Annotated in this window: 28 protein-coding genes; 17 read left to right on the forward strand and 11 right to left on the reverse strand. The window is 54.7% G+C overall.

Going from position 1 to position 26,988, the window contains the following annotated elements:
- Positions 1-137 precede the first annotated feature (137 nt).
- The 3 genes from TH25_RS19875 to def all read left to right on the forward strand — a co-directional run bounded on the left by TH25_RS19875 (position 138) and on the right by def (position 3,196).
- Positions 138-929 (forward strand): glutamate racemase, encoded by a 792-nt coding sequence (locus tag TH25_RS19875; RefSeq protein WP_114090045.1) that lies wholly within the window; start codon positions 138-140, stop codon positions 927-929.
- Between the two features lie 89 nt (positions 930-1,018).
- Positions 1,019-2,518, forward strand: a complete 1,500-nt coding sequence (locus TH25_RS19880) for a DNA recombination protein RmuC (protein ID WP_114090046.1) — start codon at positions 1,019-1,021, stop codon at positions 2,516-2,518.
- 159 nt (positions 2,519-2,677) lie between these two features.
- The gene (gene def / locus TH25_RS19885) at positions 2,678-3,196 is read left to right on the forward strand and encodes a peptide deformylase (protein WP_114090047.1); all 519 of its coding nucleotides are present in this window, start codon (positions 2,678-2,680) and stop codon (positions 3,194-3,196) included.
- A 108-nt stretch (positions 3,197-3,304) separates the two neighbouring features.
- Here def and TH25_RS19890 read toward each other — a convergent pair whose 3' ends face one another.
- On the reverse strand, positions 3,305-3,622 hold the full coding sequence (locus tag TH25_RS19890) for an XRE family transcriptional regulator (protein ID WP_114090048.1): 318 nt from the start codon (positions 3,620-3,622) through the stop codon (positions 3,305-3,307).
- Between the two features lie 45 nt (positions 3,623-3,667).
- Entirely contained in the window at positions 3,668-4,012 is a 345-nt protein-coding gene (locus TH25_RS19895; RefSeq protein ID WP_114090049.1) for a type II toxin-antitoxin system RelE/ParE family toxin, read from the reverse strand.
- Positions 4,013-4,223: 211 nt separating this feature from the next.
- On the opposite strand from TH25_RS19895, the gene fmt reads away from it, so the two are divergent.
- Positions 4,224-5,156, forward strand: a complete 933-nt coding sequence (fmt, locus tag TH25_RS19900) for a methionyl-tRNA formyltransferase (RefSeq protein ID WP_114090050.1) — start codon at positions 4,224-4,226, stop codon at positions 5,154-5,156.
- Between the two features lie 69 nt (positions 5,157-5,225).
- On the forward strand, positions 5,226-5,744 hold the full coding sequence (locus tag TH25_RS19905) for a GNAT family N-acetyltransferase (RefSeq protein WP_114090051.1): 519 nt from the start codon (positions 5,226-5,228) through the stop codon (positions 5,742-5,744).
- A 33-nt stretch (positions 5,745-5,777) separates the two neighbouring features.
- Here the strand turns inward: TH25_RS19905 and TH25_RS19910 are convergent, their stop codons facing one another.
- Positions 5,778-6,782, reverse strand: coding sequence for a LysR family transcriptional regulator (locus TH25_RS19910; RefSeq protein ID WP_258549238.1), 1,005 nt, complete (start codon positions 6,780-6,782; stop codon positions 5,778-5,780).
- Between the two features lie 154 nt (positions 6,783-6,936).
- Between TH25_RS19910 and TH25_RS19915 the strand changes: the two genes are divergently transcribed.
- Complete coding sequence (locus TH25_RS19915) at positions 6,937-7,122, forward strand: hypothetical protein (RefSeq protein WP_114090052.1); 186 nt, start codon at positions 6,937-6,939, stop codon at positions 7,120-7,122.
- Between the two features lie 179 nt (positions 7,123-7,301).
- Here TH25_RS19915 and TH25_RS19920 read toward each other — a convergent pair whose 3' ends face one another.
- The 4 genes from TH25_RS19920 to TH25_RS19935 all read right to left on the reverse strand — a co-directional run bounded on the left by TH25_RS19920 (position 7,302) and on the right by TH25_RS19935 (position 12,380).
- Positions 7,302-8,582 carry an MFS transporter gene (locus TH25_RS19920; protein ID WP_258549239.1) on the reverse strand — a complete coding sequence of 427 codons (1,281 nt, stop codon included), beginning with the start codon at positions 8,580-8,582 and terminating at the stop codon, positions 7,302-7,304.
- A gap of 164 nt (positions 8,583-8,746) precedes the next feature.
- Positions 8,747-9,154 (reverse strand): DUF1850 domain-containing protein, encoded by a 408-nt coding sequence (locus TH25_RS19925; RefSeq protein WP_114090054.1) that lies wholly within the window; start codon positions 9,152-9,154, stop codon positions 8,747-8,749.
- Between the two features lie 4 nt (positions 9,155-9,158).
- A complete protein-coding gene (locus TH25_RS19930; RefSeq protein WP_114090055.1) occupies positions 9,159-11,270 on the reverse strand; it encodes a TRAP transporter permease in 2,112 nt (703 codons plus the stop codon).
- Between the two features lie 150 nt (positions 11,271-11,420).
- Positions 11,421-12,380, reverse strand: a complete 960-nt coding sequence (locus TH25_RS19935; RefSeq protein WP_114090056.1) for a TAXI family TRAP transporter solute-binding subunit — start codon at positions 12,378-12,380, stop codon at positions 11,421-11,423.
- A 306-nt stretch (positions 12,381-12,686) separates the two neighbouring features.
- Here TH25_RS19935 and TH25_RS19940 point away from each other — a divergent pair, with 306 nt between their 5' ends.
- From TH25_RS19940 to TH25_RS19980, 9 genes are all read left to right on the forward strand, one after another.
- A complete protein-coding gene (locus TH25_RS19940) occupies positions 12,687-13,427 on the forward strand; it encodes a response regulator transcription factor (protein WP_114090057.1) in 741 nt (246 codons plus the stop codon).
- 59 nt (positions 13,428-13,486) lie between these two features.
- Positions 13,487-15,163 carry a sensor histidine kinase gene (locus tag TH25_RS19945; protein ID WP_258549240.1) on the forward strand — a complete coding sequence of 559 codons (1,677 nt, stop codon included), beginning with the start codon at positions 13,487-13,489 and terminating at the stop codon, positions 15,161-15,163.
- Positions 15,164-15,252: 89 nt separating this feature from the next.
- Entirely contained in the window at positions 15,253-15,699 is a 447-nt protein-coding gene (locus tag TH25_RS19950; RefSeq protein WP_181847731.1) for an HPr kinase/phosphorylase, read from the forward strand.
- The gene (gene rapZ, locus TH25_RS19955; protein WP_258549241.1) at positions 15,696-16,685 is read left to right on the forward strand and encodes an RNase adapter RapZ; all 990 of its coding nucleotides are present in this window, start codon (positions 15,696-15,698) and stop codon (positions 16,683-16,685) included. Before TH25_RS19950 ends, rapZ begins: the two co-directional genes overlap by 4 nt.
- Positions 16,686-16,698: 13 nt before the next feature.
- Complete coding sequence (locus TH25_RS19960) at positions 16,699-17,103, forward strand: PTS sugar transporter subunit IIA (protein WP_073957045.1); 405 nt, start codon at positions 16,699-16,701, stop codon at positions 17,101-17,103.
- 56 nt (positions 17,104-17,159) lie between these two features.
- The gene (locus tag TH25_RS19965) at positions 17,160-17,435 is read left to right on the forward strand and encodes an HPr family phosphocarrier protein (protein WP_114090059.1); all 276 of its coding nucleotides are present in this window, start codon (positions 17,160-17,162) and stop codon (positions 17,433-17,435) included.
- A 24-nt stretch (positions 17,436-17,459) separates the two neighbouring features.
- Positions 17,460-19,256 (forward strand): phosphoenolpyruvate--protein phosphotransferase, encoded by a 1,797-nt coding sequence (ptsP, locus tag TH25_RS19970; protein WP_258549242.1) that lies wholly within the window; start codon positions 17,460-17,462, stop codon positions 19,254-19,256.
- A 278-nt stretch (positions 19,257-19,534) separates the two neighbouring features.
- Positions 19,535-20,830, forward strand: a complete 1,296-nt coding sequence (gene ahcY, locus TH25_RS19975) for an adenosylhomocysteinase (protein ID WP_114090097.1) — start codon at positions 19,535-19,537, stop codon at positions 20,828-20,830.
- A gap of 126 nt (positions 20,831-20,956) precedes the next feature.
- On the forward strand, positions 20,957-21,319 hold the full coding sequence (locus TH25_RS19980; RefSeq protein WP_114090061.1) for a 5-carboxymethyl-2-hydroxymuconate Delta-isomerase: 363 nt from the start codon (positions 20,957-20,959) through the stop codon (positions 21,317-21,319).
- A 9-nt stretch (positions 21,320-21,328) separates the two neighbouring features.
- Here the strand turns inward: TH25_RS19980 and TH25_RS19985 are convergent, their stop codons facing one another.
- Both TH25_RS19985 and TH25_RS19990 read right to left on the reverse strand, forming a co-directional pair.
- Entirely contained in the window at positions 21,329-22,012 is a 684-nt protein-coding gene (locus TH25_RS19985) for a metallophosphoesterase family protein (RefSeq protein WP_114090062.1), read from the reverse strand.
- Positions 22,013-22,015: 3 nt separating this feature from the next.
- On the reverse strand, positions 22,016-22,855 hold the full coding sequence (locus tag TH25_RS19990) for a DMT family transporter (RefSeq protein WP_114090063.1): 840 nt from the start codon (positions 22,853-22,855) through the stop codon (positions 22,016-22,018).
- 94 nt (positions 22,856-22,949) lie between these two features.
- On the opposite strand from TH25_RS19990, the gene TH25_RS19995 reads away from it, so the two are divergent.
- Positions 22,950-23,915, forward strand: coding sequence for a LysR family transcriptional regulator (locus tag TH25_RS19995; protein ID WP_114090064.1), 966 nt, complete (start codon positions 22,950-22,952; stop codon positions 23,913-23,915).
- Here TH25_RS19995 and TH25_RS20000 read toward each other — a convergent pair.
- The gene (locus tag TH25_RS20000; RefSeq protein WP_220151465.1) at positions 23,854-24,882 is read right to left on the reverse strand and encodes a DUF294 nucleotidyltransferase-like domain-containing protein; all 1,029 of its coding nucleotides are present in this window, start codon (positions 24,880-24,882) and stop codon (positions 23,854-23,856) included. The genes TH25_RS19995 and TH25_RS20000 overlap by 62 nt on opposite strands.
- A 175-nt stretch (positions 24,883-25,057) precedes the next feature.
- Between TH25_RS20000 and TH25_RS20005 the strand changes: the two genes are divergently transcribed.
- Positions 25,058-25,618 carry a hypothetical protein gene (locus TH25_RS20005; RefSeq protein WP_114090065.1) on the forward strand — a complete coding sequence of 187 codons (561 nt, stop codon included), beginning with the start codon at positions 25,058-25,060 and terminating at the stop codon, positions 25,616-25,618.
- 166 nt (positions 25,619-25,784) lie between these two features.
- Here TH25_RS20005 and TH25_RS20010 read toward each other — a convergent pair whose 3' ends face one another.
- Positions 25,785-26,987: an MFS transporter gene (locus tag TH25_RS20010; protein WP_114090066.1), complete on the reverse strand. Its 1,203-nt coding sequence runs from the start codon at positions 26,985-26,987 to the stop codon at positions 25,785-25,787.
- Between the last annotated feature and the right edge of the window lies 1 nt (position 26,988).

Below are 26,988 nucleotides of genomic sequence, written 5' to 3' on the forward strand. Positions count from 1 at the left end.
TAGATGCTTGAAGCATAGTCATAATTTTCCGGTTTCGCCAGTGGCACAGGCAAAATTGGCATTATTTTCCTTTTCCTGTCGCAAATCGTATGTGCTCTGCGTTAAACCACAGATCGTCTCGTAAACAGGGTTTGATCATGATACCGGAACTTGTTGCGCCGGTTGCCGTATTTGATGCGGGAATCGGCAGTTATTCAATTGTTGCGAAGATTCGCGAAAAATGGCCGCAAAAGGATATCGTGTATTTTGCCGACCGCGCCAGTTTTCCCTATGGTCGCAAAAATGCGGCAGCGTTGCTGGCGGTCATGCGCCAGACCATTGATTATTTGAATGATTTTAACCCGTCGGGCATTGTTATTGCGTCCAATGCCCCCTCGATCATGGTGTTAAACGATGTGCAAGACCTGACATCAACACCGGTGAGCGGGGTTTTGCCACCCGTGCAGGCCGCTATTGCGGCATCGGCGAGCGGGCATGTTGCGGTGATGGGGGTGGCATCGTTAATTGATAGCGACATGTTTGCACAGTTTGTGGCGCCATTTGCCGGGCAGGCGACGGTGACGGGCTTTAACGCATCGGGCGCGATTGACCATGTTGAAAATGGTGATTTCCTGTTTAAACCTGATGAAACCCGCGCCACCGTTGAAAAACTGATGGCTGATATTTTGACCGTCGACCCGGAAATTGATGTGCTGACCCTTTCAAGCACCCATTTGCCGTGGCTGCGTCGATATTTCGAGGAAGCAGTCCCGAATTGCACCTTCCTGGACCCGGCTGATGACGTGGTAAATGCCCTTGATATTGGCCCGATGGGCAAGGGCATTACCTATGGCGTGGCAACCGAAGCCCCCGGTTTTGAAATTGCCGAATTTGAAAAGATGTTGCGCCAGATCGGCGTGGATTTGCCCATTCATAAAGCCGTCTTTTGACGGCTTTATCGGCCCTGCTGTTTGCGTGGCTGGATTTATAAGAACAAAACAGATACAACCGAATTGTCCTGTAATCAGATGGTGTGAATATGGATCCGGTTTCTTTGGCCGTTGGCGGTGTTGTAGTTTTGGTGGTGTCGCTGGTTTTCAGTGCGCAACTGGTCAAACGGGCGCGGGAATCCGCCCGGGCGGAAGCGGAATCGCATCAGGCGCTATTGGCGGCCCAGCTTGAACAGGCCGAAGCCACCCGCCGGGATTTGGCAAGTGAACTGGCGCAACTGCGCGACCGGTTTGATGTGGTTTCTGAAAAACGTGCCATTGCCGAAACCACGGCCAACCGGGTACCGGGGCTGGAAACAGAAATTCGTGAATTGCGCACATCGCTGGAACATTGGCGGGAAAAAGGGGCGGAGCTGGAAACCGCGCTCGAAAAGGAACGCGAAGCTGCCGAGGAAAAGCTTCAGATGCTCGATGATGCGCGGGTCAAGCTGCTTGATAGTTTCAAGGCGCTGTCATCGGATGCCCTGAAGGTCAATAACGACGAATTCATGAAAATGGCCCGCGAAAGTTTCTCGCGCCTGCAGGAAGGGGCCAAGGGCGACCTTGAAAAACGCCAGCAGGCGATTGATGGCCTGGTGAAGCCGATCAAAGAGCGGCTGGAGGCCTTTGACGTCAAGGTCAATGAACTTGAAAATTCCCGCAAGCAGGCATATGGCGAGTTGCGTGAACAGGTGGGCTCGCTGGTGGTATCCCAGCAGCGCCTGTCGCGCGAAACGCAAACGCTAAGTTCCGCGCTGCGCTCCAGCTCGTCGGTATCGGGCAAGTGGGGTGAATTGCAGCTTAAACGCATTGTCGAACTGGCCGGGATGCTCAACCATTGTGACTTTGAAGAACAGTTTCACCTGAAAACCGACGAGGGCGATCAGAAGCCCGATATGGTCATTCATTTGCCCGGCGGCAAAAACATTGTCGTGGATGCCAAGGCCCCGACATCGGCCTATCTTGAGGCGATTGAGGAAAAATATGACGATGACCGCCGCGAAGCCCTGATGGGGACCTATGTGACCAATGTGCGCAAGGTGATTGCCGGTCTTTCCAAGAAATCTTACTGGAAGTCTGTCAATTCACCAGAATTTGTTGTGTTGTTTTTGCCAGGTGAAAGCTTTTTTTCCGCCGCGCTGGAGCGTGACCCCAGCCTGATCGAGGACAGTTTCCGCGACGGGGTGATTTTGGCAACACCCACAACCTTGCTGGGCCTGCTTAAGGCGGTGGCCTATGGCTGGCGGCAGGAGGCCCTGGCTGATAATGCTCGCGAGATCAGCGAAATTGGTCAGCAATTGTTTGACCGGCTTGGCACGCTTGCCAAAAACTTTACCGCAATGGGCAAGTCGCTGGAAGGGACGGTCAAGCATTACAACAAAACGCTGGGATCGCTTGAAAGTTCGGTGCTGGTATCGGCCAAGCGATTGAAGGAAAAGCAGATTGTAGCCGATGACCGCGAGATTGACCAGCCCGCCCAGTCCGAAACCCATGTGCGCCAGCTTAGCAAGCCGGAACTGACCGCCCATATGCTTGAAGACAAGAGCTAACGCCAATCGGGCGGTTGGGCGACGGATTTCTTGACTCCCTCAACGTGCGGTCTTATCTCCAAGGCCAACTTATATTATATTGAAATCCTTCCAGCCGTGTTCCTGTGCCTTGCGCGGGCCGGTTTGGACGGTTTCCTGTTTTGACCCGGAAAATCTGACATGGCCTTGCGCGAAATTCTTATCGTTCCTGATCCCCGTTTAAAACAGGAATGCGAACCGGTATCCGAGGTGAATGACGAGATTCGCCAGATTCTGGATGATATGCTCGAAACCATGTATGACGCGCCGGGCATTGGCCTCGCCGGTCCGCAGATTGGCGTGATGAAACGGGTCATTGTGCTTGATGTTTCCGATGACAAGGAAAAACCTGCGCCGATGAAAATGGTCAACCCGGAAATCATCTGGGAGTCCGAGGATGTCTCGGTTTATCAGGAAGGCTGCCTGTCGATCCCGGAGCAATATGCCGATGTCGAACGCCCGGTCGAAGTCGGCGTGCGTTACCTTGATGAAAATGGCAAAGAACATGAAATCGAGGCCGATGGCCTGCTGGCAACCTGCATCCAGCATGAAATTGATCATCTCGATGGTGTGCTGTTTACCGATTATCTGAGTGCGCTGAAACGCAATATGATCCTGAAAAAGGTCATGAAATTGCAGAAGGCCAAGAAATCGGCCTGATCCTTCAGGCACTGTCCGGCAGAATACCGGTGTGTATCTGGAGAGGGAAAAAACCCCGAAGTTGATGTTCAACTTTCGGGGGCAGTTCAAGTTGCAGGGACGTCTTTGTCAGCTATCGGATAAAGATTTGAGACGTAGTGGTGTTTTGTGTTCGGGAAACTTGACTGTAAGCTCCAGTTCTCCACCGCAGGCTTCGACGAAATTCCGTAAAGTCGAGAGATACATATCAGTCTGGCGTTCCATCTTGGAAACGGAGGCCTGTTGAATGTTCAAGTGCCTGGCAATGTCATTTTGCACCAAGCCTCTTAGTTTTCTTAGTTTTTCAAGATTGCTGACTTCTTCCAGGAATGCGTCAGCGCGGGATTCGATGAGCTCGCGGCGTTCTTCGGGGAGCTTCTGTAAAATCTCACCCAGTTTGCGTGCCATTGTCTTTACTTCCTCGGTGTCTCAGTTTGTGCAGTGCTGCATAAACTATGATGATAAATAGTTGTCATAACGTTGATCGGCTGTTGCGATCAATTTTTTGTAAAATCTGTTCTGATTGGTACCGGTCTTGTTGCCTGCTACCAGAATTATGGCGTTGCGTTGTGGATCAAACGCGAATGCAACTCGCCATGTGCCGCCTTGATAACTGAAGCGGAGCTCTTTCATGTTCGAGTGTTTTGAGCCATTCAGTGTGTCTACATAAGGTCGTCCGATGTTTGGTCCACCAATTTCAAGTGCGCGGGCCTTGGACAGAATCTCGTTTTGCATATCTTCATCGAATTGGGTGGCGAACTCGTGATCGAACTCGTCACAGAAAATGACTGTCCACATTTGCAATGCCTTAAGAAAAATAGAGTTTTTAAAATATATAGCTATGCTCGAAATATGATGTCATAGCCTTTAACGAATATAGCCTTTGATGAATTATTCGTCAAGGGCTATATTAAAGTGTAAATTTAGGCATGGCTTGTTATTTCGGCGAGATAGCGCCAAATTGCCGTAAAATACTCCGACAAACACGACGATGAATGGACCACCCGTTATGACGAAATTGCGAATCGCCTTTATGGGAACACCGGATTTTGCCCTGGTAGCACTCAAGGAATTGGTGAAGGCAGGTCATGACGTGGTGTGTGTCTATTCCCAGCCGCCGCGCCCTGCTGGCCGCGGGCATAAGGAAACGCCAACCCCGGTTCACGCCTGGGCTGCCGATCAGGGGATCGAGGTGCGTACCCCCGTTTCATTAAAATCCGATGCCGAAAAGCAGGCCTTTGCCGATTTGAACCTGGATATTGCGGTGGTCGCGGCCTATGGCCTTATTTTGCCAAAGGCGATTTTGGATGCGCCTAAAATGGGCTGTTTGAACATTCACGCATCCCTGTTGCCGCGCTGGCGCGGGGCAGCGCCGATTCAGCGTGCCATTCTGGCGGGGGATGCCAAAACCGGTGTCACCATCATGCAAATGGATGTTGGGCTGGATACCGGCGATATGTTGTTGATGGATGAAATTGCCATTACGCCGGAAACCTATGCCAGCGGCCTGCATGATGATCTGGCCGATATGGGTGGACGATTGATTGTCGAGGCGCTTGAAAAACTGCCTGCTGGGCAACTAACGGCTATTCCCCAGCCAGAAGCGGGCGTGACCTATGCTGCCAAATTGGAAAAAACCGAGGGTAAGCTGGATTTTTCTGATGATGCCGCCCTGCTGGAACGCAAAATCCGCGCCTTTACGCCCTGGCCCGGGGCCTATTTTGATTTGGGCAAGGAACGCATCAAGGTGCAGGCGGCCCTGCACATCGTCGATGTCAATGGTCAGCCTGGCGAGATTTTGGATGACCAACTGACCATTGCGTGTGGCAGCGGTGGTGCCCTGCGCCCGACCCGCATTCAGCGCCCCGGCAAGGCGGCGATGGATACCGATGCGGTTTTGCGCGGTTATGACAAACTGGCAAAAGGCGTTATCGTTTCCTGATATTTCCCGCTATCGTGGCGGCATAGCCCCAATTTGCCAACGGCAACCAGTAGCCCCCAGGAATGATCCATGACGGAAATTCGCCTTGCCACCAATCATGATGGTGATCAGATCGGTGATTTGATTGCAAAAGTATTTGCCGAATATCCCGGCTGTGTTTTTGACCGGGCGGCAGAATTTCCCGAATTGGACGCGATTGCCGATGATTTCGCCCCGCATGGTGCCATCTGGGTGGCGGAAAATGCTGACGGGCGGATTATTGGCAGCCTGGGGATAAAGCTTTCCGCTGATCAAACGGTGGCGGAACTGCACAAGGTTTATCTGGATAAATCCAGCCGCGGGCAGGGCCTTGCCCAGCAGCTATTGGCGGTTGGATGTGACTGGCTTTCGGCACATTATCCCGCCTGCGCGGAACTGGTCTTGTGGACAGACAGTCGTTCTGTCGCAGCACAATATTTTTATCGCAAATGTGGCTTTGCCCAAACCGACCTGACCCGAGAATTGCATGATCTTAGTCATTCAATTGAATGGCAATTCCGGGCGGATGTGGCATCCATTTCGGCTTTCGTGAATGGCAAAACAGCCTGACCGTTAAGATCAGGCTGTTGGGGCCGGAATAATCTAGTTGTTTTGCCCTTTGGCGGCGGCTTCGGGGTTCAGTGCTTTTTGGTTGGTTTGTGCCGGGCGGCCATCTTCGCGGCGCACCGAGCGGGCATCGCGCATGCCCAGTTCCCACGGCGGGACCGGGGTGAATTTTTCGGCCAGAAAGTCCACAAAGGCGCGGACCTTGGGCGACAGGTGCCGTTTATGCGGATACACTGCCGAAATCCAGGCGCGGTCATGAATAAAATCGGTCAGAACCGGGGTTAAGCGACCCGCACGGATGTCTTCATGGACCAGATATTCCGCCAGGCGGGCCATGCCCAGCCCGGCGACAACGGCGGCATGAAGCGCATCGCCGTCATTGGCCGAAAAGCTGCCTTGCGCGCGAAAGGACATGTGGCCTTCGGGTGTTTCAAAATGCCAGTCATTGAAACTTTCGCGGGATGACAGATGCAAACAGTTATGGTTCACCAGATCCTGCGGCTTGCGCGGAATGCCGTTTTTCTCCAGATAATCCGGCGAGGCGACAATAAAACGCCGGTTGACGGCATATTTACGGGCAATCAGCGATGAATCCTCAAGTTCGGACAGGCGAATGGCAAGGTCGTAGCCATCATTGACCAGGTCGGTAAATTTATCATCGAGCCTCAGTTCCACCCGCACATCCGGATACATATTGAGGAATTCCGGGATCAGTGGCACCACCTGGTATTTGGTAAAGGCGACCGATGCGTTAATGCGCAAGGTCCCACGCGGGGCGGCATAAAGCTGGGTAACAACTTCTTCAGCCTCTTCGATTTCATTGAGAATGGTGCGTGCCCGTTCATAAAAGGCGCGGCCTTCCTCTGTCAGGCTGAGCTGGCGGGTGGTACGCATCAGCAAACGCGCGCCCAAGCGGTCTTCTAACCGCGAGATATATTTTGATACCGCAGATGGGGACAGGCGCAAGGCCCGTGCTGCTGCTGAAAAGCTGCCTTCTTCAACAGCATAGACAAAGATTTCCATTTCCGCAGCGCGATCCATCGGCGTTTCCTCAGATCAAGTTGGTTATTTGTGATCATTTTTCATAAGTAATGTGCATATTGAGGTAATTCCCCTTCGCAGTAAAGAGAATTAGATTGTTTTTCAGACGAGGCGGCGATGGTGCCGCAGAAAACGAAATTCAAGGAGGTCCGCTATGAGGACGTTTGCTGACATCAAATTGCTGAGCATTGAAACCAGCGAGATCGAAGCTGGCGTGCGCAAGGGCCAGCAGCTTCGTGCTGAATATATCAGCAGCTTTTTCCGTAACCTTTTCAAAGGTTCCGATGACAAAGCCGGTCGCACCGCGACCCCGGCAGGCACTGTTGGTGGCGCAGCCTGATTTTATCAGAACTAAGCCGTGAGCGCGCCCTTCGCGCTCCGGTATCTACCCGAGTTTTACTGTAGCGTCCTTCCTCCCAAGTTATGACGCTGTTTTCCCGACTGGCCCGGACACTTTTGTGTTCCGGGCCGTTTTTTTGCGCAAAGCACAAATGCACCCGGTTTTATGCTGTGGTCGTTTCAAGACTGTGAAACCGGCCTTATATGCGGTGGCTGGTAAAATCCCGGTCGTTCCGCCAGCCACGAGAGCAGGGTTGCCACGGCCATGCCGATTACGGTTGCCAGTAATATGGTCGGTAATGCGACTTGCGCGGCAAATAGCCAGCCATAAATGGGCGGCCCCGCCGAAGATGCCAGGACCATAATCGCCGTCAGGCTGGAGCGGACAGAGCCGATTTCGCTGATCGGGACCAGATCGGGGACAATGGCGGTGCGGAGCGTGGTGGCGCTACCGGTGGTAAACCCTGCCAGGGCCATATAAACGGGGATCATCTGGCCGGTTTCGGCCACTGTCAGCACACCAACCCCGGCCATGAGCGGTAGCAAATGCCAGGGAAACAGCCGTCGTGCCCCGAATTTGTCAATCAGCGGACCGCTGCCAAAGGCCCCGATCACCGATGTGATCGCAAACAGGGTAAAACCGGCGGCAAACCAGCCCAGATCAATGGATTTCTGGCTGGCAATGATGGCCTGATGAAAAAACAGTGCGGTCAGCACCAGAGGCTGCCCGGCCAGCATGGGAATGGTCAGCCAGATATAAACCGACTTGAAAAGCCGTGGATGCGGGCTGGTTTTATTGGCCGGTGCGGTGTCGTCGGTGGGGCTATTGTGCTGCGATTTGGCGGATGTTTCTGCAGTCTTCTGCGCGGTTGTATCATCTGCCGGAACAGCCCGAAAACGGGCATTGCCCCGCACCAGCCAGCAGGCCAGCGGTAGCATTACGCCCAAAATGACAATACCCGCGCCGATAAAGGCCGTGCGCCAGCCAAGGGCGGCAATCAGGCCCAGGAAAAGGGCGGGCATGATGGCCTCGGCCATTGGAAAACCAAAGGCGGCAATGGCGAGTGCGCGGCCCCGGCTGCGATCAAAATAGCGGGCAATGCTGGTCATGCTGACATGGCTCATTAAGCCTTGCCCGCCAAAACGCAGAATAAACAGTCCGGCAATCAGAACGTAAATATTTTCCGCGCCCGATGTGACAAAACAGCCAATTGCCAGAAAAACCATCACCAGCAGGCTGTAACGCAGCATGTCGATCCGGTCGATCATGCGGCCGACAAAGGGCAGGGCACAGGCGCTGGCAATGGTGATGCCGGCATAAATGTTGGCAAACCCGGTTTCGCTGATGCCCAGGCTTTGTGAAATGAAGGGAACAAATAACGCGATTAAAAATGTCTGGCCAAAGGCCGAGCCAAAACTGTGCAAAGCCCCAAACGCCAACGGGCGTGGTGACTGCCGCAAAAGGTGGAAAAACTCCATTTTAAAACTTACTGGTTTGAGTGTGATAAATAATTCAAATTGTATCGATTCAAATTATCGTCGTCTACTGCCCAACAGAGTAATGTTCACGCATCTGATAGCGGAATGTTCCGATAGTACCTTGTAAAAGGCTGTTCTGTTAGACCTTAGCCGTGATTTTGCGTTGTCACAGTGCCTTGTGGTCCCTCCACATCGCAGGGCCGGACACTGATCGCGGCTTGCGCCTGCTCACCCAGATCGAGGCAGTCCTTCATTTGCGGGCTGCACACATGCCAGCCGCCGCCTGTCGCCCCGGATGCAGCCAGGTTGAGTTCCGGTAGCGCACCAAGATGCGGGGTGTAAACCCACCAGTCATTTTTCAAAATCGCGTCGGGCGGGGGTTCCATACCGGCCCCGCCGCCCTTCACACGGGCTTCTACAATTTTAAGCCCGTCTGGCACGATGTGATAATCCTCCTGCCAGCCGGTATGCTCAACCGAGTGCATCCACGACAATGTAAAGGCCGTGATGGCGAGGCTGATGGTTTTGCCGGCTGTCAGGATGCAAAGGCCCATGTGATCAGGCCCCTGCCGTTTCTTTGATTTTGCGCAGACGCAGCCAGTGCATGACAACAAACAGCGCAAACAGCGCAAAGCCCATTAAATCGGTGATCGAGTAAGCGGCAATCAGGCTAAAGGCGGCTGCGACGGCAATCAGCCGTTCCGGGATCGTCAGGCGAATGTTTAGCGCCCCGATCACTGCCATGCCCCACAGACCAATGGCAATCGCCGTTTTAACAAAAATATAGGCAACCGCCGGAATATAGCCAATTTCATCGGCCATTGGCCCGCCATCCTGAAGCATCAAGGCCGGGGTATAAACCGACATGAAGGGAATCAGGAACCCGGCCGCCGCCACCTTGACCGCCTCGAACGAGATTTTAAGCCCGCTTGCCCGCGCAATCGGCGCGGCGGCAAAACAGGCCAGGGCCACCGGCGGTGTCAGATCGGCCAAAATGCCGAAATAGAACACAAACATGTGGCTGACAATCAGCGGCACACCGAGTTGCAAAAGCGCCGGACCGGCAATCGAGGAGGTGATGATATAGTTGGGAATGGTGGGAATACCCATGCCCAGAATGATGCAGGTGATCATGGTCAGGATCAGGGAAAGAAACAGACTTTGAGACCCGACATGAACAATGAAGGCCCCAAAGGTATTGGCAACCCCGGTTAAGGTCATGGTGCCGATAATGATGCCGACCACGGCACAGGCCACCCCGACGGGCAGGGCGGTTTTTGCGCCTTCGGCCAGAGAATCCCGGCAGACCAGCAGGGTTTCACGCCCGCCTTTGGAAATGGCATTCCAGGCCATCAGGATCAGGATGGCACCGGCAATGACATGAATGCCAAATTCCAGAAACGCCGCCGAAATCACCCCAAGGGCGATCCAGAAAAGGGTGCGGATGATGCCCTTGGGCAGGCCCAGAACAATCGAGCTTCCCAAAATCAGCAAGACCGTGAGCGACAGGCCAACGGTCCCGGCAAAAAGCGGGGTATAGCCGCTAAATAGCAGGTAAACCAGCACGGCCAGCGGCAAGATCAGATACCAGCCCTTGCGAATGGCGGCCCGCGGTGAGGGCAGTTCGGATTTGTCCATGCCCGAAAGGCCATATTTGCCCGCTTCCAGATGCACCATCCAGAAGACAGAGGCAAAATAGAGAATGGCGGGAATAAGCGCGGCCTTGACCACCTCGTAATATTCTACACCCAGCGTTTCGGCCATGATAAAGGCCACAGCCCCCATCACCGGGGGCATTAATTGCCCGCCCATGCTGGAGGTGGATTCAACACCCCCGGCAAAGGCCGGGCGATAGCCAAACCGTTTCATCAACGGAATGGTGAACTGGCCGGTTGTCACCACATTGGCAACGCCAGAGCCCGAAATGGTGCCCATCAGACCCGATGAAATGACCGAAACCTTGGCAGGTCCACCGCGCGCATGACCAACAAGCCCCATCGAGACATCGGTAAAAAGCTGGATCATCCCGGCCTTTTCCAGAAAGGCGCCAAACAGGATGAACAGAAAGATGTAGGTCGAGGAAACATAAATCGGAATGCCGTAAATGCCCTCGGTGCCATAGGTCATATGGTCGATGACCTGGGTAAAATCATAGCCCCGGTGATTAAGCGGCGAGGGCAGATATTGCCCCAACAGGCAATAGGCCAGAAAACAGGCGGCAATAATTGGCAGGGCCGGGCCCATCAGCACATAGGCCCCGGCAAAAACGCCAATCAGGGCGACAATGCCAAAAACAATGTCGATATTGTTCGGGTCGCCGGCGCGCAGGATCAGGTCGTTATATTCTACCCATTGATACCCGGCAACGGCAACGCCTGACAGGCCGACAATCCAGGCTAGGGTTTTCACCGGCAGGCTGGCCTTGCGACCAATCGCGATCAGCGGGAAAATCAGCAGGATCAAAAAGCCGACATGGATGGCGCGTGTCACCTGGCTGGGAAAGTCAATCAGGTGGGCTGCCGTCGAAATCTGGAAGGCGGAAAAGATAAAGGCGATCCAGAACAGCAAGCGCCCCTCAAAGGTGGGTGCAAAGCTGTCAACCAGCGGGTCGTGAACCGCCAGATCAGGGGAATCGGCTGGTACGTGATGGGCAGATTGGTCTTGCGACATTTAGTTAGGGTCCCCGGCAAGGTCGGCATCAGGCAGGTTGGAAAGATTTATGGGTGGGCAAAAAGCAAACCCGGCCGGGATGATGAGACCCCGACCGGTAAAAGGGCACAGTCAGTTCTGTTTAATGGCGGAACTGACTGTCAGGGACACTTACATGATGCCTTTTTCTTTGTAGTATTTTTCCGCACCCGGATGAATCGGCAGTGGCATGCCTTTGACGGCATTTTCCAGCTTGATCGCCTTGGCCGCATTGTGGGCGGCTTCCAGGGTCGGCAGGTTTTCAAAAAGCTGTTTGGTCATCTGATAGGCGATTTCGTCGGAAACGCCGGAATGGGACACCAGGAAGTTGACGATGGCAACGGTCGGGACATCTGCCGACTGGCCTTCATAGGTGCCCGAGGGAATGGTGCCGGCAATATAGGGGGCGCCAAGTTTTTCGGCGATATCCGCCGGGACCGACACAATGGTCACATCCATCGAGGATGACAGATCCTTGAGCGAGGCAACGCCCAGACCTGCTGATTGCAGGGTGGCGTCAAGCTGGCGGTTTTTCATCAGTTCGACAGATTCGGCAAAGGGCAGATATTCCACTTTGCCCAAATCATCATAGGACATGCCAGCCGCATCAAAAATCTTGCGGGCATTCAGTTCGGTGCCCGATTTGGGGGCGCCAACTGAAACGCTTTTGCCTTTCAGGTCGGCCAGCGATTTGATGCCGGATTCCTTGGAGGCCACGATTTGAATATAGTTCGGATAAATCGCGGCAATGCCCCGCAATTTATCGAGCGGCTTTTTGAAACCGGCTTCCTTGTCCCCTTCCCAGGCCAGTTTTACCGAATCGCCCAGCGCAAAGCCGATTTCACCCCGGCCCGCCTGCAGCAGGTTCAGGTTTTCAACCGATGCCTTGGTGGATTGTACCTGGGTGCGCGCACCTTCGATTTTCTCGCCATAAATATTGGCAAGGGCCGCGCCCAGCGGATAATAGACCCCCGACGTACCGCCGGTCAGAACATTGATAAATTCATCGGCCTTGGCAAGTGATGCGCTGCCAAAGCTCAGTGCTATCGCCATTGCCCCGGCAAGTACGGATTTCGCACGAATGGATGTCATCTTGTCTTCCTCCCTTGAAGAAATATATGCGTCTGCGCCCGGCTGCCGCCTTGGTTGCGGTTCTTTGTTCGCGCTGTCGTTACGGCAGCTTAGGGGACTTCCAAAGAATAGGCTAGCCTATAACTATGGCATATAGGCATATTGAGGTACCAAAATATGTTTGGCAATGTATCTGCTGCAATGCAAAGGTGATTTATAGGGACGAAAAAATCTCAAAGATGCCGCATCTGGTTATTTTTTCGCCACAAAGCAGTGTTTTTTGTATAGTCCACGTTAAGTAGTTCAATTTTTGAAACGAGGATCCAGGTGAGTAAGATTGCGCTTGTGGACGACGACCGGAATATCCTGACATCGGTTTCGATGGCCCTGGAAGAAGAAGGCTATGACGTCAGCACCTATTCCGACGGCTCCGAAGCCCTGCACGCCCTGACAAAGGACGAGCCCGATCTGGCCGTTCTCGACATCAAGATGCCGCGTATGGACGGGCTGGAACTTTTGACCCATTTGCGCAAAAAAACCCAGATGCCGGTCATTTTCCTGACTTCCAAGGATGACGAGGTGGATGAACTGACGGGTTTGCGTCTGGGGGCGGATGACTATATCAAAAAGCCGTTTTCCCAGCGTTTGCTGATTGAACGCATCCGCACATTGCTGCGCCGTGCGGAAATTATCCGTGCCGGGGGCGTCCGCCCGACCGGGTCGGACGATGTGATCCAGCGTGGTGATCTGGTTCTGGACCCGTCGCGTCACATGTGCAGCTGGAAAGGCCAGCATGTGAACCTGACCGTGACCGAATTTTTGCTGATTCAGGCCCTGGCAAAGCATCCGGGACATGTCAAGAACCGCGACCAGTTGATTGACGCGGCTTATGGTGAACATATTTATGTCGATGACCGTACCATCGACAGCCATATCAAGCGTTTGCGCAAAAAGTTCCGTGAAACCGACAAGGAATTCAAGGAAATCGAAACGCTTTATGGTGTCGGCTACCGTTATCGTGATACGGCGGCTGCGGCCGTGGCTCCCGGTAGCGTTGTTACGGATTAATCAGGGCTTTGATTAACACCCCGGCATGTCGCAACATGCCGGGATAATTTACGGTTTTTATGAGCGATCAAGCTGTTACGGCATCCCCGCAGGGAGAAAACCAGTCCGATTCCCGCGCCAGCGAGACGCGATCGGTGCGTCTTGAGGAACGGCATGGCCTGTTTTCTCCGCTGACATGGCGCATTTTGGCGGTGAATGCACTGGCCCTGTTTGTGCTGGTGGCGGGAATTTTGTATCTGGGCCGCTATAAACAGGAACTGATCCATTCCGAACTGGAGGCCATGGCCGTTCAGGCGGAAATGTATGCTGCCGCCCTGTCTACAGCCGCTGTGGGCCGGGGCGATGATGCCACCGAGCGCGTGAAACTCGAAACCGCGCGTGAAATGGTGCGTCGCCTGGTGGGCATTACCGGCGCGCGCGCCCGGCTTTTTGGTGCCAATGGACAACTGATTGCCGATAGCCGCAATATCCAGTCCTTCGGGGCCGGTGCCGTCCAAACCGAAGAATTGCCCGCCCCCGGCGATGATGACGAACTTGCCGAGATTATGCGCAATCTGACCGAAGGGGTGTTGTCCCTGTTTGAAGGCGACCAGCCCCTGCCGCTTTATGTGGACCCGCCGATTGCCAGCGCATCGGATTACCCCGAAGTACGTGCCGCCCTTGCCGGTTATTCGCGCGGGGTGGTGCGTGTGGACAGTCGCGGGCGCAGGGTTTTGTCGGTTTCGGTGCCGGTGCAGCGGTTCAAGCAGGTGCTGGCCTCGATCATGCTGACCAAAAATGGCGATGCGATCGAATCCGCCCTGCATGCGGTACGGCTCGATATTCTGAAAATCTTTGTTTTTGCCTTTGGCATTACGGTGTTGTTGTCAATTTACCTGGCCGGGGTGATTACCCGCCCGCTTAACCGGCTTGCCCGGGCGGCCGAACGGGTACGGCGCAGCAAAAATCGCCAATTCACCATTCCCGACCTGTCGGACCGCAATGACGAAATTGGCGATCTGTCGGGCACGTTGCGTGCCATGACGGAAACCCTGTGGGACCGCATGGACGCGATTGAACGTTTTGCTGCCGATGTTGCCCATGAAATCAAAAATCCGCTGACATCGCTGCGCAGTGCCGTGGAGACCGCAACCCGCCTGAAAGACCCGGAGCGCCAGCGCCGCCTGATGGAAATCATTGCCGAAGACGTGCAGCGCCTGGATCGTTTGATTAGTGATATTTCCGATTATTCGCGCATGGATGCCGAATTGTCGCGTGCGGAAACCGAAGAGGTTGATTTGCGCATTTTGCTGCAAACCCTCTCCGAACTTTATAATGCAGGGGAAGGCGGCCCGCCGGTGAAGGTTACTGCACCGGAAAACCTGGTCGTTCCCGCCCTTGAAAGCCGCCTGGTACAGGTGTTCCGCAATCTGATTTCCAACGCGCTGACCTTTAGCCCCGAACATGGCGAAGTGCGAGTGCGGGCCTGGCGCGACAAAAACCAGGCCGTCATCACCATCGAGGATGACGGGCCGGGTATCCCGGCGGGCAAGGAAGAGGCGATCTTTAACCGCTTTTATACCGAACGTCCGTCTAGCGAGAAATTTGGCCAGCATTCCGGGCTGGGCCTGTCGATTTCGCAGCGAATCGTTGCGGCGCATAACGGGCATCTCAGTGCGTCGAATCGCACGGTGGAAGGCGAGGTCAAAGGGGCGGTCTTTACCGTGCGTCTGCCGATGGAAACCGCGAGCCGCTAACCGGCAAGGCCTTTTTTGTGCAGTGCAGGCATTTTCGCGCAATTCCCCGTTTGACAAGCCGCGCTGTGCCGCGCATCGTTTCGTCCGATATGACACAGCTTCACGCAAATTGTGTCGCATTTGACGGGCAGGGTGTTTTACTGCGGGGTCCGTCAGGTAGCGGCAAGTCGGACCTGTCCCTGCGCCTGGTTTCGCGCGGGGCACAACTTGTTTCCGACGACCGCACCGATATTTTCATCCAGGATGGTAAATTGCAGGCCACAGCGCCCGAAACCCTGATCGGTATGATCGAGGTGCGCGGGATAGGTATTGTTGCGGGGCTGGCGCAGTGTTCCCAGGCGGAAATTCGCGTGATTGTCGATCTGGTCGAACCGGGCGCACATGATATAATCGCGCGTATGCCCGAACCGGCGACGGAAACGCTGCACGGTGTTAATGTGCCGCTATGGAAGTTCTTTGCCTTTGAAAACAGCGCCCCTGACAAGATTGAAACGGTTTTGGCCCTGGCAACCGGGAAGATGCGGATTGTATCATGACTGACCAGCCCCAAAAGCCCGTAATGTCGGCAATGCCCCGGGACGACGCGATTGTGCCTGCTGACCGCATGGTGGGGAAAGACCCCGGCGCTGAAACGGAAAATGCCCGTCTGGTGCTGGTTACGGGGGTGTCCGGGGCCGGTCGTACCACCAGCCTGAAAATACTGGAAGATTTCGGCTATGACGCGGTGGATAATTTGCCGCTGCGTTTGCTGCCCAATTTGTTGAGCGGGGATGCCGAAATAAAGGTGCCGGTGGCCATTGGCCTGGATATTCGCACCCGCGATTTTGGCGTGGACCAGTTTGGCGAGATTATCGCCTCTCTGCGCGCACAACCGGGACTGGATGTGACGGTGGTGTTTGTCGATGCCGATAGCGAGGTTTTGCAGCGCCGCTTTACCGAAACACGCCGCCCGCATCCCCTGACCCAGGACCGCCCCCTGGTGGATGCCATTGCCCATGAAAAGCGCCTGATGGCACCGATTGCCGCCATTGCGGATATGCAAATTGATACATCCCGCCTGAAGGCCACCGAACTTCGCAAAATATTGCAGGATCATTTCGCCAGCCCCACATCAGGACAGATGGCGATTTTTATTAAAAGCTTTTCGTTTCGTCAGGGGGTACCTGGTGAAGCGGATCTGGTTTTTGATGTGCGCTTTTTGCGCAATCCGCATTATGATCCCGACCTTCGCGATCTTACCGGCATGAACCCGCTGGTAGGAGACTATATCGCCCGGGACCGGGATTTTGCCGGTTTTATGGATCGGCTCAAGGCCCTGATCGGGCCGGTACTGCCCCGCTATGCCGAAGAAGGCAAAAGCTATCTGACCATTGCGGTCGGTTGTACTGGCGGGAAACACAGGTCCGTGTATATTGCGCGCCTGCTTAATGACTGGATCGCAACACTGGGATATGACGTTCATCTCAGTCATCGTGACAAACCGGCAGAGCCGGATCAAACCAGGCCGGGGGAAATGATTTGATGGAGAAAACTGCATGATCGGGATGGTGCTTGTCACCCACGGCGATCTCGCAAGGGAATTTGTCGCTGCTTTGGAACATGTTGTTGGCGCACAGGACAAGATTGCGGCTGTGTGCATCGGACCGGATGACGACATGGAACAGCGTCGTGCGGATATTCTGGCCGCTGTGGAAAATGTCGATTCCGGGCAAGGGGTGGTGCTGTTGACCGACATGTTCGGGGGCACGCCGTCGAACCTGGCCATCTCCATTATGGAACAGGCCCATGTCGAGGTGATTGCCGGTGTGAACCTGCCCTTGCTGATCAAGCTGGCATCGGTGCGGGTGGATGGCAGCCTGGCCCAGGCGGTGAATGCCGCCCAGGATGCGGGACGCAAATATATTAACGTCGCTTCGCGTTTGTTAAGCGGTGAAGAATAAGAACATTAAAGGCGTGGCAGGCAGGAAATGCTGTCCTTCTGCCAACGGGGAACAGAATGTCGCAAACTGAAAAGCGTATTGTCACCATCGTCAATCAGCGTGGATTACACGCGCGGGCGGCGGCAAAATTTGTTAAACTCGCAGGCGAATTTGAATCCCGCGTTATGGTGCGCAATCGCGGTACCGAGGTTTCGGGGGTCTCGATTATGGGGCTGATGATGCTTGCCGCCTCGACCGGCACCGAAATTGAAATCGAGGCGACCGGCAGCGATTGCCAGCAGGCCATCTCGGCATTAAGTGAACTGGTTGAAGCCAAGTTCCACGAAGAATAACGGTAAAAACCGATCAGGAAACGTTTGCAAGTTACACCGCAGCAGACAGACCAGAGCAAGGACGCCTTGGTAACGGGTCGGCGCATGATTGCCGGCCTGGGGGCATCGGGCGGCATTGTCATTGGCCGTGCCTTTGTTTTGGATCGCCAATATATCCATGTGATCCGCCAGACCATTCCGGCAGACCGCATCGAGGAAGAAGTCAGTGCCCTGCATCGCGGGGTGGATGACAGTATCGAACAGCTTCGCCGTTTAAAATCGCAATCCGGGGCACTGGAGGCATCGGCATCCGACGAGCTGGGCTTTTTGCTCGATGCCTATATCCAGATGCTGACCCAGTCGCGTCTGTTGCGCGGGGCCGAAGAACGCATTCGCCAGCAAAAAATGAATGCGGTCTGGGCGGTCAGTGACGTAATCGACAGCATTGCCGCCCAGTTTAGCGGTATCAAGGACCGTTACATTGCCGCGCGGGCGGCTGATATTCGCGAGGTGGGCCTGCGCCTGATGCGCTGCCTGATTGGCGAAACCGACCGCGCACTCGACAATACCCCCAGCGGTGCCATCCTGATTGCCGAAGAACTCAGCCCGGCGGATATGGCCCGGCTGCAACCGGGCAATGTGGGGGCCTTTGTGACCGCCATTGGCGGGGCGGAGGGGCATACTGCCATTATGGCGCGTGCGCTGGGCATTCCGGCGGTGTTAGGCGCGGCCGATATTATTCGCGGTCTTTCGGGCGGTGATACGGTTATTGTCGATGGTATCCGCGGCGAAGTCATTTTGCGGCCCACCGACGCCGATTTGACATTATATGGCAAACGCCGGGAAGAATGGCTGGCGGCGCGCGCCAAACTGTTAAGCCAGCGCGACCTGCCGTCGGAAACGCGTGACAAGGTGCAGATTGACCTGCATGCCAATATCGAACTGCCCGTCGAGGTTTCGACGGTTTTGCAAAACGGGGCATCGGGCATCGGGCTGTTGCGCAGCGAATTCATGTTCATGAATAAAAGCTACCTGCCCGATGAAGAAGAGCAATATCAGGAACTGGCAGGTATTGTCAGCCAGATGAAGGATTTGCCCGTTACCATCCGCACCCTTGATATTGGCGGCGAAAAGCTGGCGGTGGCCCTGCAAAATGAAATGGGCAGTGGCCCCAACCCGGCCCTTGGCCTGCGTGGGGTGCGGTTGTCGCTGCGGCGTGAAGATTTGCTTGAGGCCCAGTTGGCCGCCATTTTGCGTGCTTCTCTGCATGGGCGGGTGCGGGTGCTGGTGCCAATGGTGGTGACGGTGGCCGAAATGGTCCGGGTGCGCCAGGTGTATCATCGTGTGGCTGACCGGCTGCGCGATCAGGGGCATAATATCCCGCCAGAATTGCCGCCCTTAGGGGCGATGATCGAAATCCCCGCAGCCGCGCTCAGCATTGATGCCCTGGCCCGGGAATGTGATTTTTTTGCCATCGGCACCAATGATTTGACCCAGTATACCCTGGCAATTGACCGTAGTGATGATCAGGTCGCACAATCCTATGATCCGCTGCATCCTGCCATTTTGCGCCTGATTCACGAGGTCTCAAAGGCATCAAAGCGTAATAATATCCCCCTGAGCGTGTGTGGCGAAATGGCCGGTGATCCGCGCTATACCCCGCTGTTTTTGGGCATGGGATTGCGCAATCTGTCGATGTCGCCTGGCAGTCTTTTGCCAGTCAAGCAGCGTTTGCGCCGCCTTGACAGCCGCACATCGGAATATCAGACCCGGCAAATCCTCGATCAGTGGGATCCGGCCCGCATTGCCGTGATGCTGGATGATTTCAACGATCTTGCCTGATCGGCGTTTGCCGCCGCCGGGGACAGGGAATTTCGGCTTCTTTGCTTAAAATGTGACGTGCATGGTGAAATCCTGCCAGCCCGTGCCGATATGTGCGGCAGGCAAGTTTGTGCGTGATGCAAGAAAATGCTTGATGCCGATATAAACATATCTTTATATATAGGCATGCGCGGTGGCGTTATGGGCCACAGCTAAAAGTTTAACGGCGGTTTCATATCCTTTTTCGGCAGGGTCCGGCAAAGGATATGGAAGCGCCATATCTTATTGATGGAGACGACATGTCGAACTTTACCGATTACAAGGTCGCGGATATTTCCCTGGCCGATTGGGGCCGCAAGGAAATTGCGATTGCCGAAACCGAAATGCCGGGCCTGATGGCACTGCGCGAAGAATTCGGCGCTGCCAAGCCGCTGGCCGGTGCCCGCATTGCCGGTTGCCTGCACATGACCATCCAGACCGCCGTTCTGATGGAAACCCTGATTGCCCTGGGTGCCACGGTGCGCTGGTCGTCGTGCAACATTTTCTCGACTCAGGATCAGGCTGCTGCGGCTATGGCGGCGGCTGAAATCCCGACTTTCGCCTGGAAAGGTGAAACCGAGGAAGAATTCTGGTGGTGCATCGAGCAGACCATCGAAGGGCCGGATGGCTGGAAGCCGAACCTGATTCTGGACGATGGCGGCGACCTGACCCAGTTGATCCACGAAAAATACCCGGAACTGCTGGCCGACATTAAGGGCCTTTCCGAAGAAACCACCACTGGTGTTCATCGCCTGTATGAAATGGCGAAAAAAGGCACGCTGAAGGTTCCGGCCATCAATGTGAATGATTCGGTTACCAAATCGAAATTCGACAACCTGTATGGCTGCCGCGAAAGCCTTGTTGACGGCATCAAGCGCGCAACCGACGTGATGGTTGCCGGTAAAATTGCCGTTGTTGCCGGTTATGGTGATGTGGGTAAAGGGTCGGCTGCATCGCTGCGCAGCCAGGGTGCCCGCGTTCTGGTGACGGAAATTGACCCGATCTGCGCGCTGCAGGCCGCAATGGAAGGCTATGAAGTCACCACGATGGAAGATGCCGCCCCATTTGGCGACATTTTTGTCACCACCACCGGTAATATCGACATCATCACGCTCGACCATATGCGTGCGATGAAGGACCGTGCCATTGTTTGTAATATCGGCCATTTTGATTCTGAAATTCAGATCAATTCGCTGCGCAATTACAAATGGGAAAACGTCAAGCCGCAGGTTGACGAAGTTGAATTCCCCGATGGCAAACGCCTGATCGTTCTGGCCGAAGGCCGCCTTGTCAACCTTGGCTGTGCAACCGGTCACCCCAGCTTTGTGATGTCAGCCTCCTTCACCAACCAGGTGCTGGCCCAGATCGAACTGTGGAAAAACCACGCCAATTACGAAAACCAGGTTTATGTCCTGCCCAAACATCTTGATGAAAAGGTTGCAGCCCTGCATCTGGACCGTCTGGGTGTGAAGCTGACCAAGCTGACCGCTGCCCAGGCTGAATATATTGCCGTGCCGCAGGCGGGTCCGTTCAAACCGGATCACTACCGTTACTAATTCTGCCTTTTGGCATGAATGATAAAACCGGCCCGTATCTGTTGCGGGCCGGTTTTTTGTTTGCAGGGCGTGGTTTTCGCGCTACCGAAGAAGCCCCCTGACATGCTGCAAATATGGAAAAGTAACATGCCGCAAATCGAAATCGAATATTCCGCCGTTCTGCCTGTTGCCGATGCGTTGCCGGAACTGGCGCTGGCACTGCACCATGCCCTGGCACCGATTGCCGATACCGAGGTCGCCAGCTTTAAAACCCGCCTGTCGCCCTTATCCGGACTGGTTATTGGCGATGGCGCGGCGCAAAACGCGATGGTGCATGTGGATGTGCGCCTGCTTTCGGGCCGCACGGACGCGGTCAAACAGGCCGTCGGGCAAAAGGTGCAGGAATTGTTATTGGCCCACCTCAAGGACCGGGTTGGCGGCTTTTCGGTTCAGTTCACCACCGAAATTCATGACCTGGACCGCGCCAATTATCACAAGGCGGTTGTTTGACCCGTGGGGTCACATCTGCCCATTTTGACGGGAATCGGGCCGGGGAAGCGTGAATGTTTTCCCCGCCGGGCCAAGATTGTGCACGGGTGTTGTACCAATTACACCGGTTTGGCCCCAGGCGGCATGAATATGCCCACACAGATGCAGGCGTGGCTGTTTTTTCATGATGGCGGCATAAATGGCGTGGCTTCCGGCATGAAAACCGTTTGCCTGTTGGTCGGCAATGCCATGTGGCGGGGCATGGGTGATCAGCACGGCATTTTCCGGGCAGGATGATAGCATCAAATCTGCTGTGTCTTCATCAAGCGCGCGGTTCCAGCCTTCGGTATTCGAGGGTGGGCATTCATATCCCAGTCCGAAAAATTCTTGTCCATACAGGGTGGTGCTGGTGCCATGCAGCACATGGATATTGGTTTGACCGGCGCAATGCCGTTTTAAATCATCCAGATCATCATGATTCCCGGCAATGATGATGAAGGGGCAGGTCAGGGCGGCAAAAACCGGCATGAAGCGGTTCAACCCGGTGCCTTTTTGTCCGAAATCCCCTGCGCCAATGACAATATCGGCCTGTTGAGCCTGGCTGATCAGGTTTTCTGCCGCTTTGTGGTTCAGGTGCAGATCGCTAAAGGCCAGAATATCCAGAACATGCCGGGACCTGGGATGTTGGTGTAGGGTGTTTCTATCGGTTGTCATGGCTTAGTGCCCCAGTCGTGAGAGAACAACGCCACTTGCGATCAGCGACACCGCCAACATGCGGTGGCGGGTAATTTCCTCTTTTAAAACGAACCGCGCAATCACGATGGCAAACAGAATGCTGCTTTCGCGCAGGGCCGAAACCAGTGCAATCGGGGCTTGCGTGCAGGCCCATATGACAATGGCATAGGCACAAAAGGACCCGGTTCCGCCAATAAGGGTATGAACCGGCGACACCGTGCGCAATGCGCCAATCAGGCCGGGTTGGAACAGCGCGACATAGGCCAGCATCAGGGTGGCGTTTAAAATGGACAGCCAACTGTAAAAACCAAGTGCGGAACCGGATATGCGTGCGCCGGTCCCGTCTACCAAGCTGTAGCCCATAATGAAACAGCCCGTGCCAAAGGCCAGCAGGAAGGAGTGGATATTCTGGCTTTTCCAGGCCGATTGCGCCTGCATGGCAATGCCCGTGGCAATAATGGCAATGGCTGCAAGTTCGATGCCACTAAGCGACACATCGAGAAAAACCAGCGAGATAATCGTGATCAGCACCGGCGACAGGCCGCGCGCCAGCGGGTAGATTTGTGAAAGGTCGCCGTGCATGTAGCTGCGCATTAAAAACAACTGATACCCAAGATGCAAAAACCCGCCGAAAGCCAAATAACCCAGGCTGGCCATATCGGGGGCGGGCGACAGCAGCACACCGATGACGGCGATGGGTATATGGGCCATCATGATTGAAAAGGTCGCAAGATCCTTGCGGGCAGACCCTTTGATAAAGCTGTTCCAGCCTGCATGAAGCAGGGCAGAACATAAAACGGCAAAAAATATGGCAGGCGACATTGTTCCCCCTTTCGCGAACAGAACAGGAGAATTGCACCCTTTTGAAAGAAGGAATAATTTGTATTTCTATGTTTATTCGTAAGGAAATGTTGCGATGGATACCCGGTTTCTGGAAAGCGTGATTATTGTTGCCGAGCAGGGTTCGGTCGCGGCGGCGGCACGCCAGCAGGGGTTGACGGCGGCGGCCATATCACAGCGGTTAAAAACGCTGGAAACCGAGCTGGGGGTGGTGTTGTTTCGCCGCAATGGCAAAACCGTGCAACCGACGGCGGAATGTTCACGTTTGTTGCCCCATGCCCGTAAAATGGTGGGTGAAGCATCGTTGCTGGCGGGTACACTAGCGGGAGACAGTCTTTCAGGAACATTGAAAATAGGCGCCATTTCAACGGTCATGACCAGCCTTCTGCCCCTGACGCTTAAGCATTTGCGCAAGATGGCGCCCTTGCTGGTGCCCGAAATTTACCCGGGTACGTCGGTTAATCTGCATGATCGCATCAGTCGCCAGGAACTGGACCTGATTGTCGCCAGCGCCCCGCCCTTTGAGCGGTCCAAATCGCTCGAAGCGCGTAATTTGCGCGTTGAACTGCTGATGTTACTGACGCCTTCCAGCATCACGTCACGGGACGTGACCGATCTGGACTCCATTGCCAGCATTTTTGCGCAAATGCCCTATATTCGTTATGATCCGTCTTCGTGGGGAGGACGCGCGGCAGAGCAGTTTTTGGCCCGCCACAATATTGCATCGCATCTTTTGTGTACTATTGATTCACAGGAAACAATGGCGCGAATGGTGCATGAAGGGCTGGGAGTATCGCTGGTGCCCCGCTGGATGCGGGTTTATGAAACCGGACTGAATATTAACTGGCATCGTGTGGCCGGGGATGATTTTAACCGCAATATTGACCTGGTTTACCCAGGCGTTTCGCCTAAATCACGGCTAATTGACGCTTTCTGTCAGGCGATTATCGATATTCATGACCGGTTATCGTCCGGTGTTTCTACATCAACAGGGCTTCGTGGATCGGATGATCCGGGTCATAGCGGTGTTTTAAAAGATTGATCAACTCGCGCGAGAATTGCTTGCCATCATCGAGCAGTTTCCTCAATTCCGGGTGGTGGCGGTCATTCTGGTCAATTTTTTCCAGTCGCTGGCGTGTTTCCGGATCATTTAATGCTGCCAGGAAATGATCATAAAGTTCAAGTGCGGCGTTGCTTTGGTCGCCAAACACGGTTTGCAACCGGATAATAGGCGGGAGTTGCAGCAATTCGGCCAGTTTGGCGCGTTTGCCTTCAAAGTCAAACCCGGCTGTTTCGGCAGCGGCAATGATGCCGCCGAAATACAGCATCTTGCGCGAAAAAACCAGTTTCAGGCGGCGCGGCGCCCAAGCCTTGGCGTGGCCTTCGCGGGTTTTGATTTCAAAATCAACGCTAATGGTGCGGTAATAGCGAATGACATCATTGACCAGAAACCGGGCAATTGAGTCGCGCGTGACATTTTCGGTGACGTAATTGGCGATCAGTTCGTTAAAAAAGGCCTGCTTGGCCGGTTCGTTATACAGCCATTCGCATTCCAGCAAAAACAGCAACCGGCGCGTGGTAATCGAATTGGTATCGCCATCCAGGCCAATGCGGTTCACCAGTTCCTCGGCCGGGACATAGGCCGAAAAGGGGCCGCCAATGGCGGGTTTTTTGGCAACCATTGCGCTTAGAATTTCGCCAACGGCCTTATAGGGGGCCAGTTTGCGGTCGGCTTCGCGGCCAATCAGGAAATAATCCAGGTCTGACTGGTCCGATGCCTCGTGTCGGCCAAACGACCCGGTGACAACCACACAAAACGCACTGCCATGCAAATGCGCTGCCAGAGCCTCGCGCATGTCTTGCAGGTGGCGGGCGGAATAGTCCTGGTTTTGGCGAATACAGTCTGGCAGCACAACCGATTCCGTATTGTTTTGACTGGTTTTACTTTTGATATTATTGGCATAACCCGGTGCAATAAAAAACCGGCATTTCAGGCTGTTTTTGCGCATTTTTACGTAAAACAGCCATATTTTGGTGGCAGATTCTGGTCCCTGAACCGGTTAGCCAAAAACAAATCCCGAAATAATACAAACAGGGGGCTTTGGCTGACGGGTGACACGAAAGACCGGTAAGGCACACGGTCAGGGTTGGTTGAGGGATTCTGCGAGCAAAGGAGTGCCTGTGATGATTTTGCACCCCAAAGTGCAGCTTCGCAAATGGATGATGATGGTGCCCCTGATGGGCGGTTTGGCGACCTTATGGACGCCTGCCCAGGCCAAAGCCGAGGCCACCTTTAACGAAATGTCGGCGGCGGAAATTCGCGATCATATCGAAAACAAACATCCCGCCGCCTATTATATTCTGGCGCAAAAGCTGTTTAACGAAGCACAGCGCCAGGAAGCGGTTTTCTGGTTTTATGCCGGGCAGTTGCGCTATCGCGTTTATCTGACCTGCCATCCCGATTTGCCGCCAGATGGCGACCCGGCCCTGTTTGGGGCCTTAAGCGAGCAAATCGGCCGTCCCCTGAATCTGTATGCTTTTGGCGATGTACCGGCTCTGACCGCAACCCTTCGGCGTGTGCTTGATTGGGACCGGAAAACGCCCAATGGCTACACGCCCAAGGATGAATGTGCCGATGCGATAAAGCTGCAACGCGCCGGGCTGGATGACTTGCGACAGACGGTCGCTGACGGGGCCGAAGACATTCGCAAGACCCGGCAGGAAAATGGCCTGCCAAACCGTTAGAATCCAAGGATTTTAACGTTTCATTCACAATTTAACCCCGATTTTATCCACCGAAAAAAGGCTTGTTTTCCGGTATTTTGCACAATTTATCCACAGGGTTTTCCACCCGCCAGTGGGTAGAAGGGGGTAAAAAGGCTGTTTGGGAAGGGGGCCCCTGATTGGTAAATCAGGGGCAGGACGGGGCCTTGCGACGGCGAATTTGTCCAACAAGCGCGATGGCGGCAAGAACCATCAATACCATGCCATATCCGTTTGCCGTATTTACCAAACCAATGATCCGCACCATTGTGCCGGCCAGCAGGGCGGGAAGGCTAAAGGCAAGATAGGACATGATGTAAAAGGCCGCCATAAGACCGGCGCGCTGATGCGGGGCAGCAAGCGGCATCAGCGTGCGGACGGATCCCAGAAAGCTGGCCCCAAATCCAAGCCCGGCCACCAGAAAACCGGCAAAAACCAGCCACAGCATGGCGCTGTTGATTGCCAGTAAAATAAGGCCCACCCCCGTTGCCTGGGTGATGGTGCCAAAGCGCAAAACGGTTTCGGGGTTTTGGTGGCGCAATGTCACAACCGAGGCGGTGCCCGCCAGGGTGAGAAGGGCAACCGCGATCCCGCCATTGAGGGCCGATGTTGCCCCGGTGGCTGCGGCAATAAGCGATGGTGCCAGTGACAGGGTAAATCCGCCCAGTGCCCAGCAGGCAATATTGGCCGGAGCAATTTCCAGCAGGGCCGGGCGGGCGACAACGGGCACGGCAATGCGTGGCAACAGCGATTTTAATACACCGTGCTGGCGCCTGGCGGTTTCGGGCAAGCCCCAGATGATCAAGGCCTGCAAACCGATCAGGGCGGCAAGGCATTCGTAAATCAGATGCAGCGGCATTGGCGCATATTCGACCAGAATACTGGCAATCAGCCCGCCTGCCGCCATGCCGATCAGGGGTGAAATGCTGTTGGCAAGCGGGCCTTTGTGATGGTCGCTGTCAAACAGGGCGGCCGCAAGTACGCTTGTGGCAATGCCCGTGGCAAGACCCTGGATGATACGGGCCAACAGCAAATCAGCCACCGAACCTGCCGTTATGAACAGCCCCATCGAGACAAGTTCGAGGATAAGGGCGGCAAAGATCACCGGTTTTCGACCGATATGGTCGGAAAGAGAGCCGAAAATCAGCAGTGAAACCAGCAGCGTGAAGGGATAAACGGCAAAAATCAGCGTCAGCATGGTGGCGGAGAAATGCCAGCTTTGCTGGTAAAGATGATAGAGCGGCGTCGGGGCTGCCGAGGCGGCAAGGAAGGTCATTAAAACCAGCGATAAAAACCACCTGACGGCGGAAACCGATGTTCCGCCGATTGCCGGGGGATGTTGGGTGGGCATC

The organism is Thalassospira profundimaris, from assembly GCF_003326755.1.
Taxonomy (GTDB): domain Bacteria; phylum Pseudomonadota; class Alphaproteobacteria; order Rhodospirillales; family Thalassospiraceae; genus Thalassospira; species Thalassospira profundimaris_B.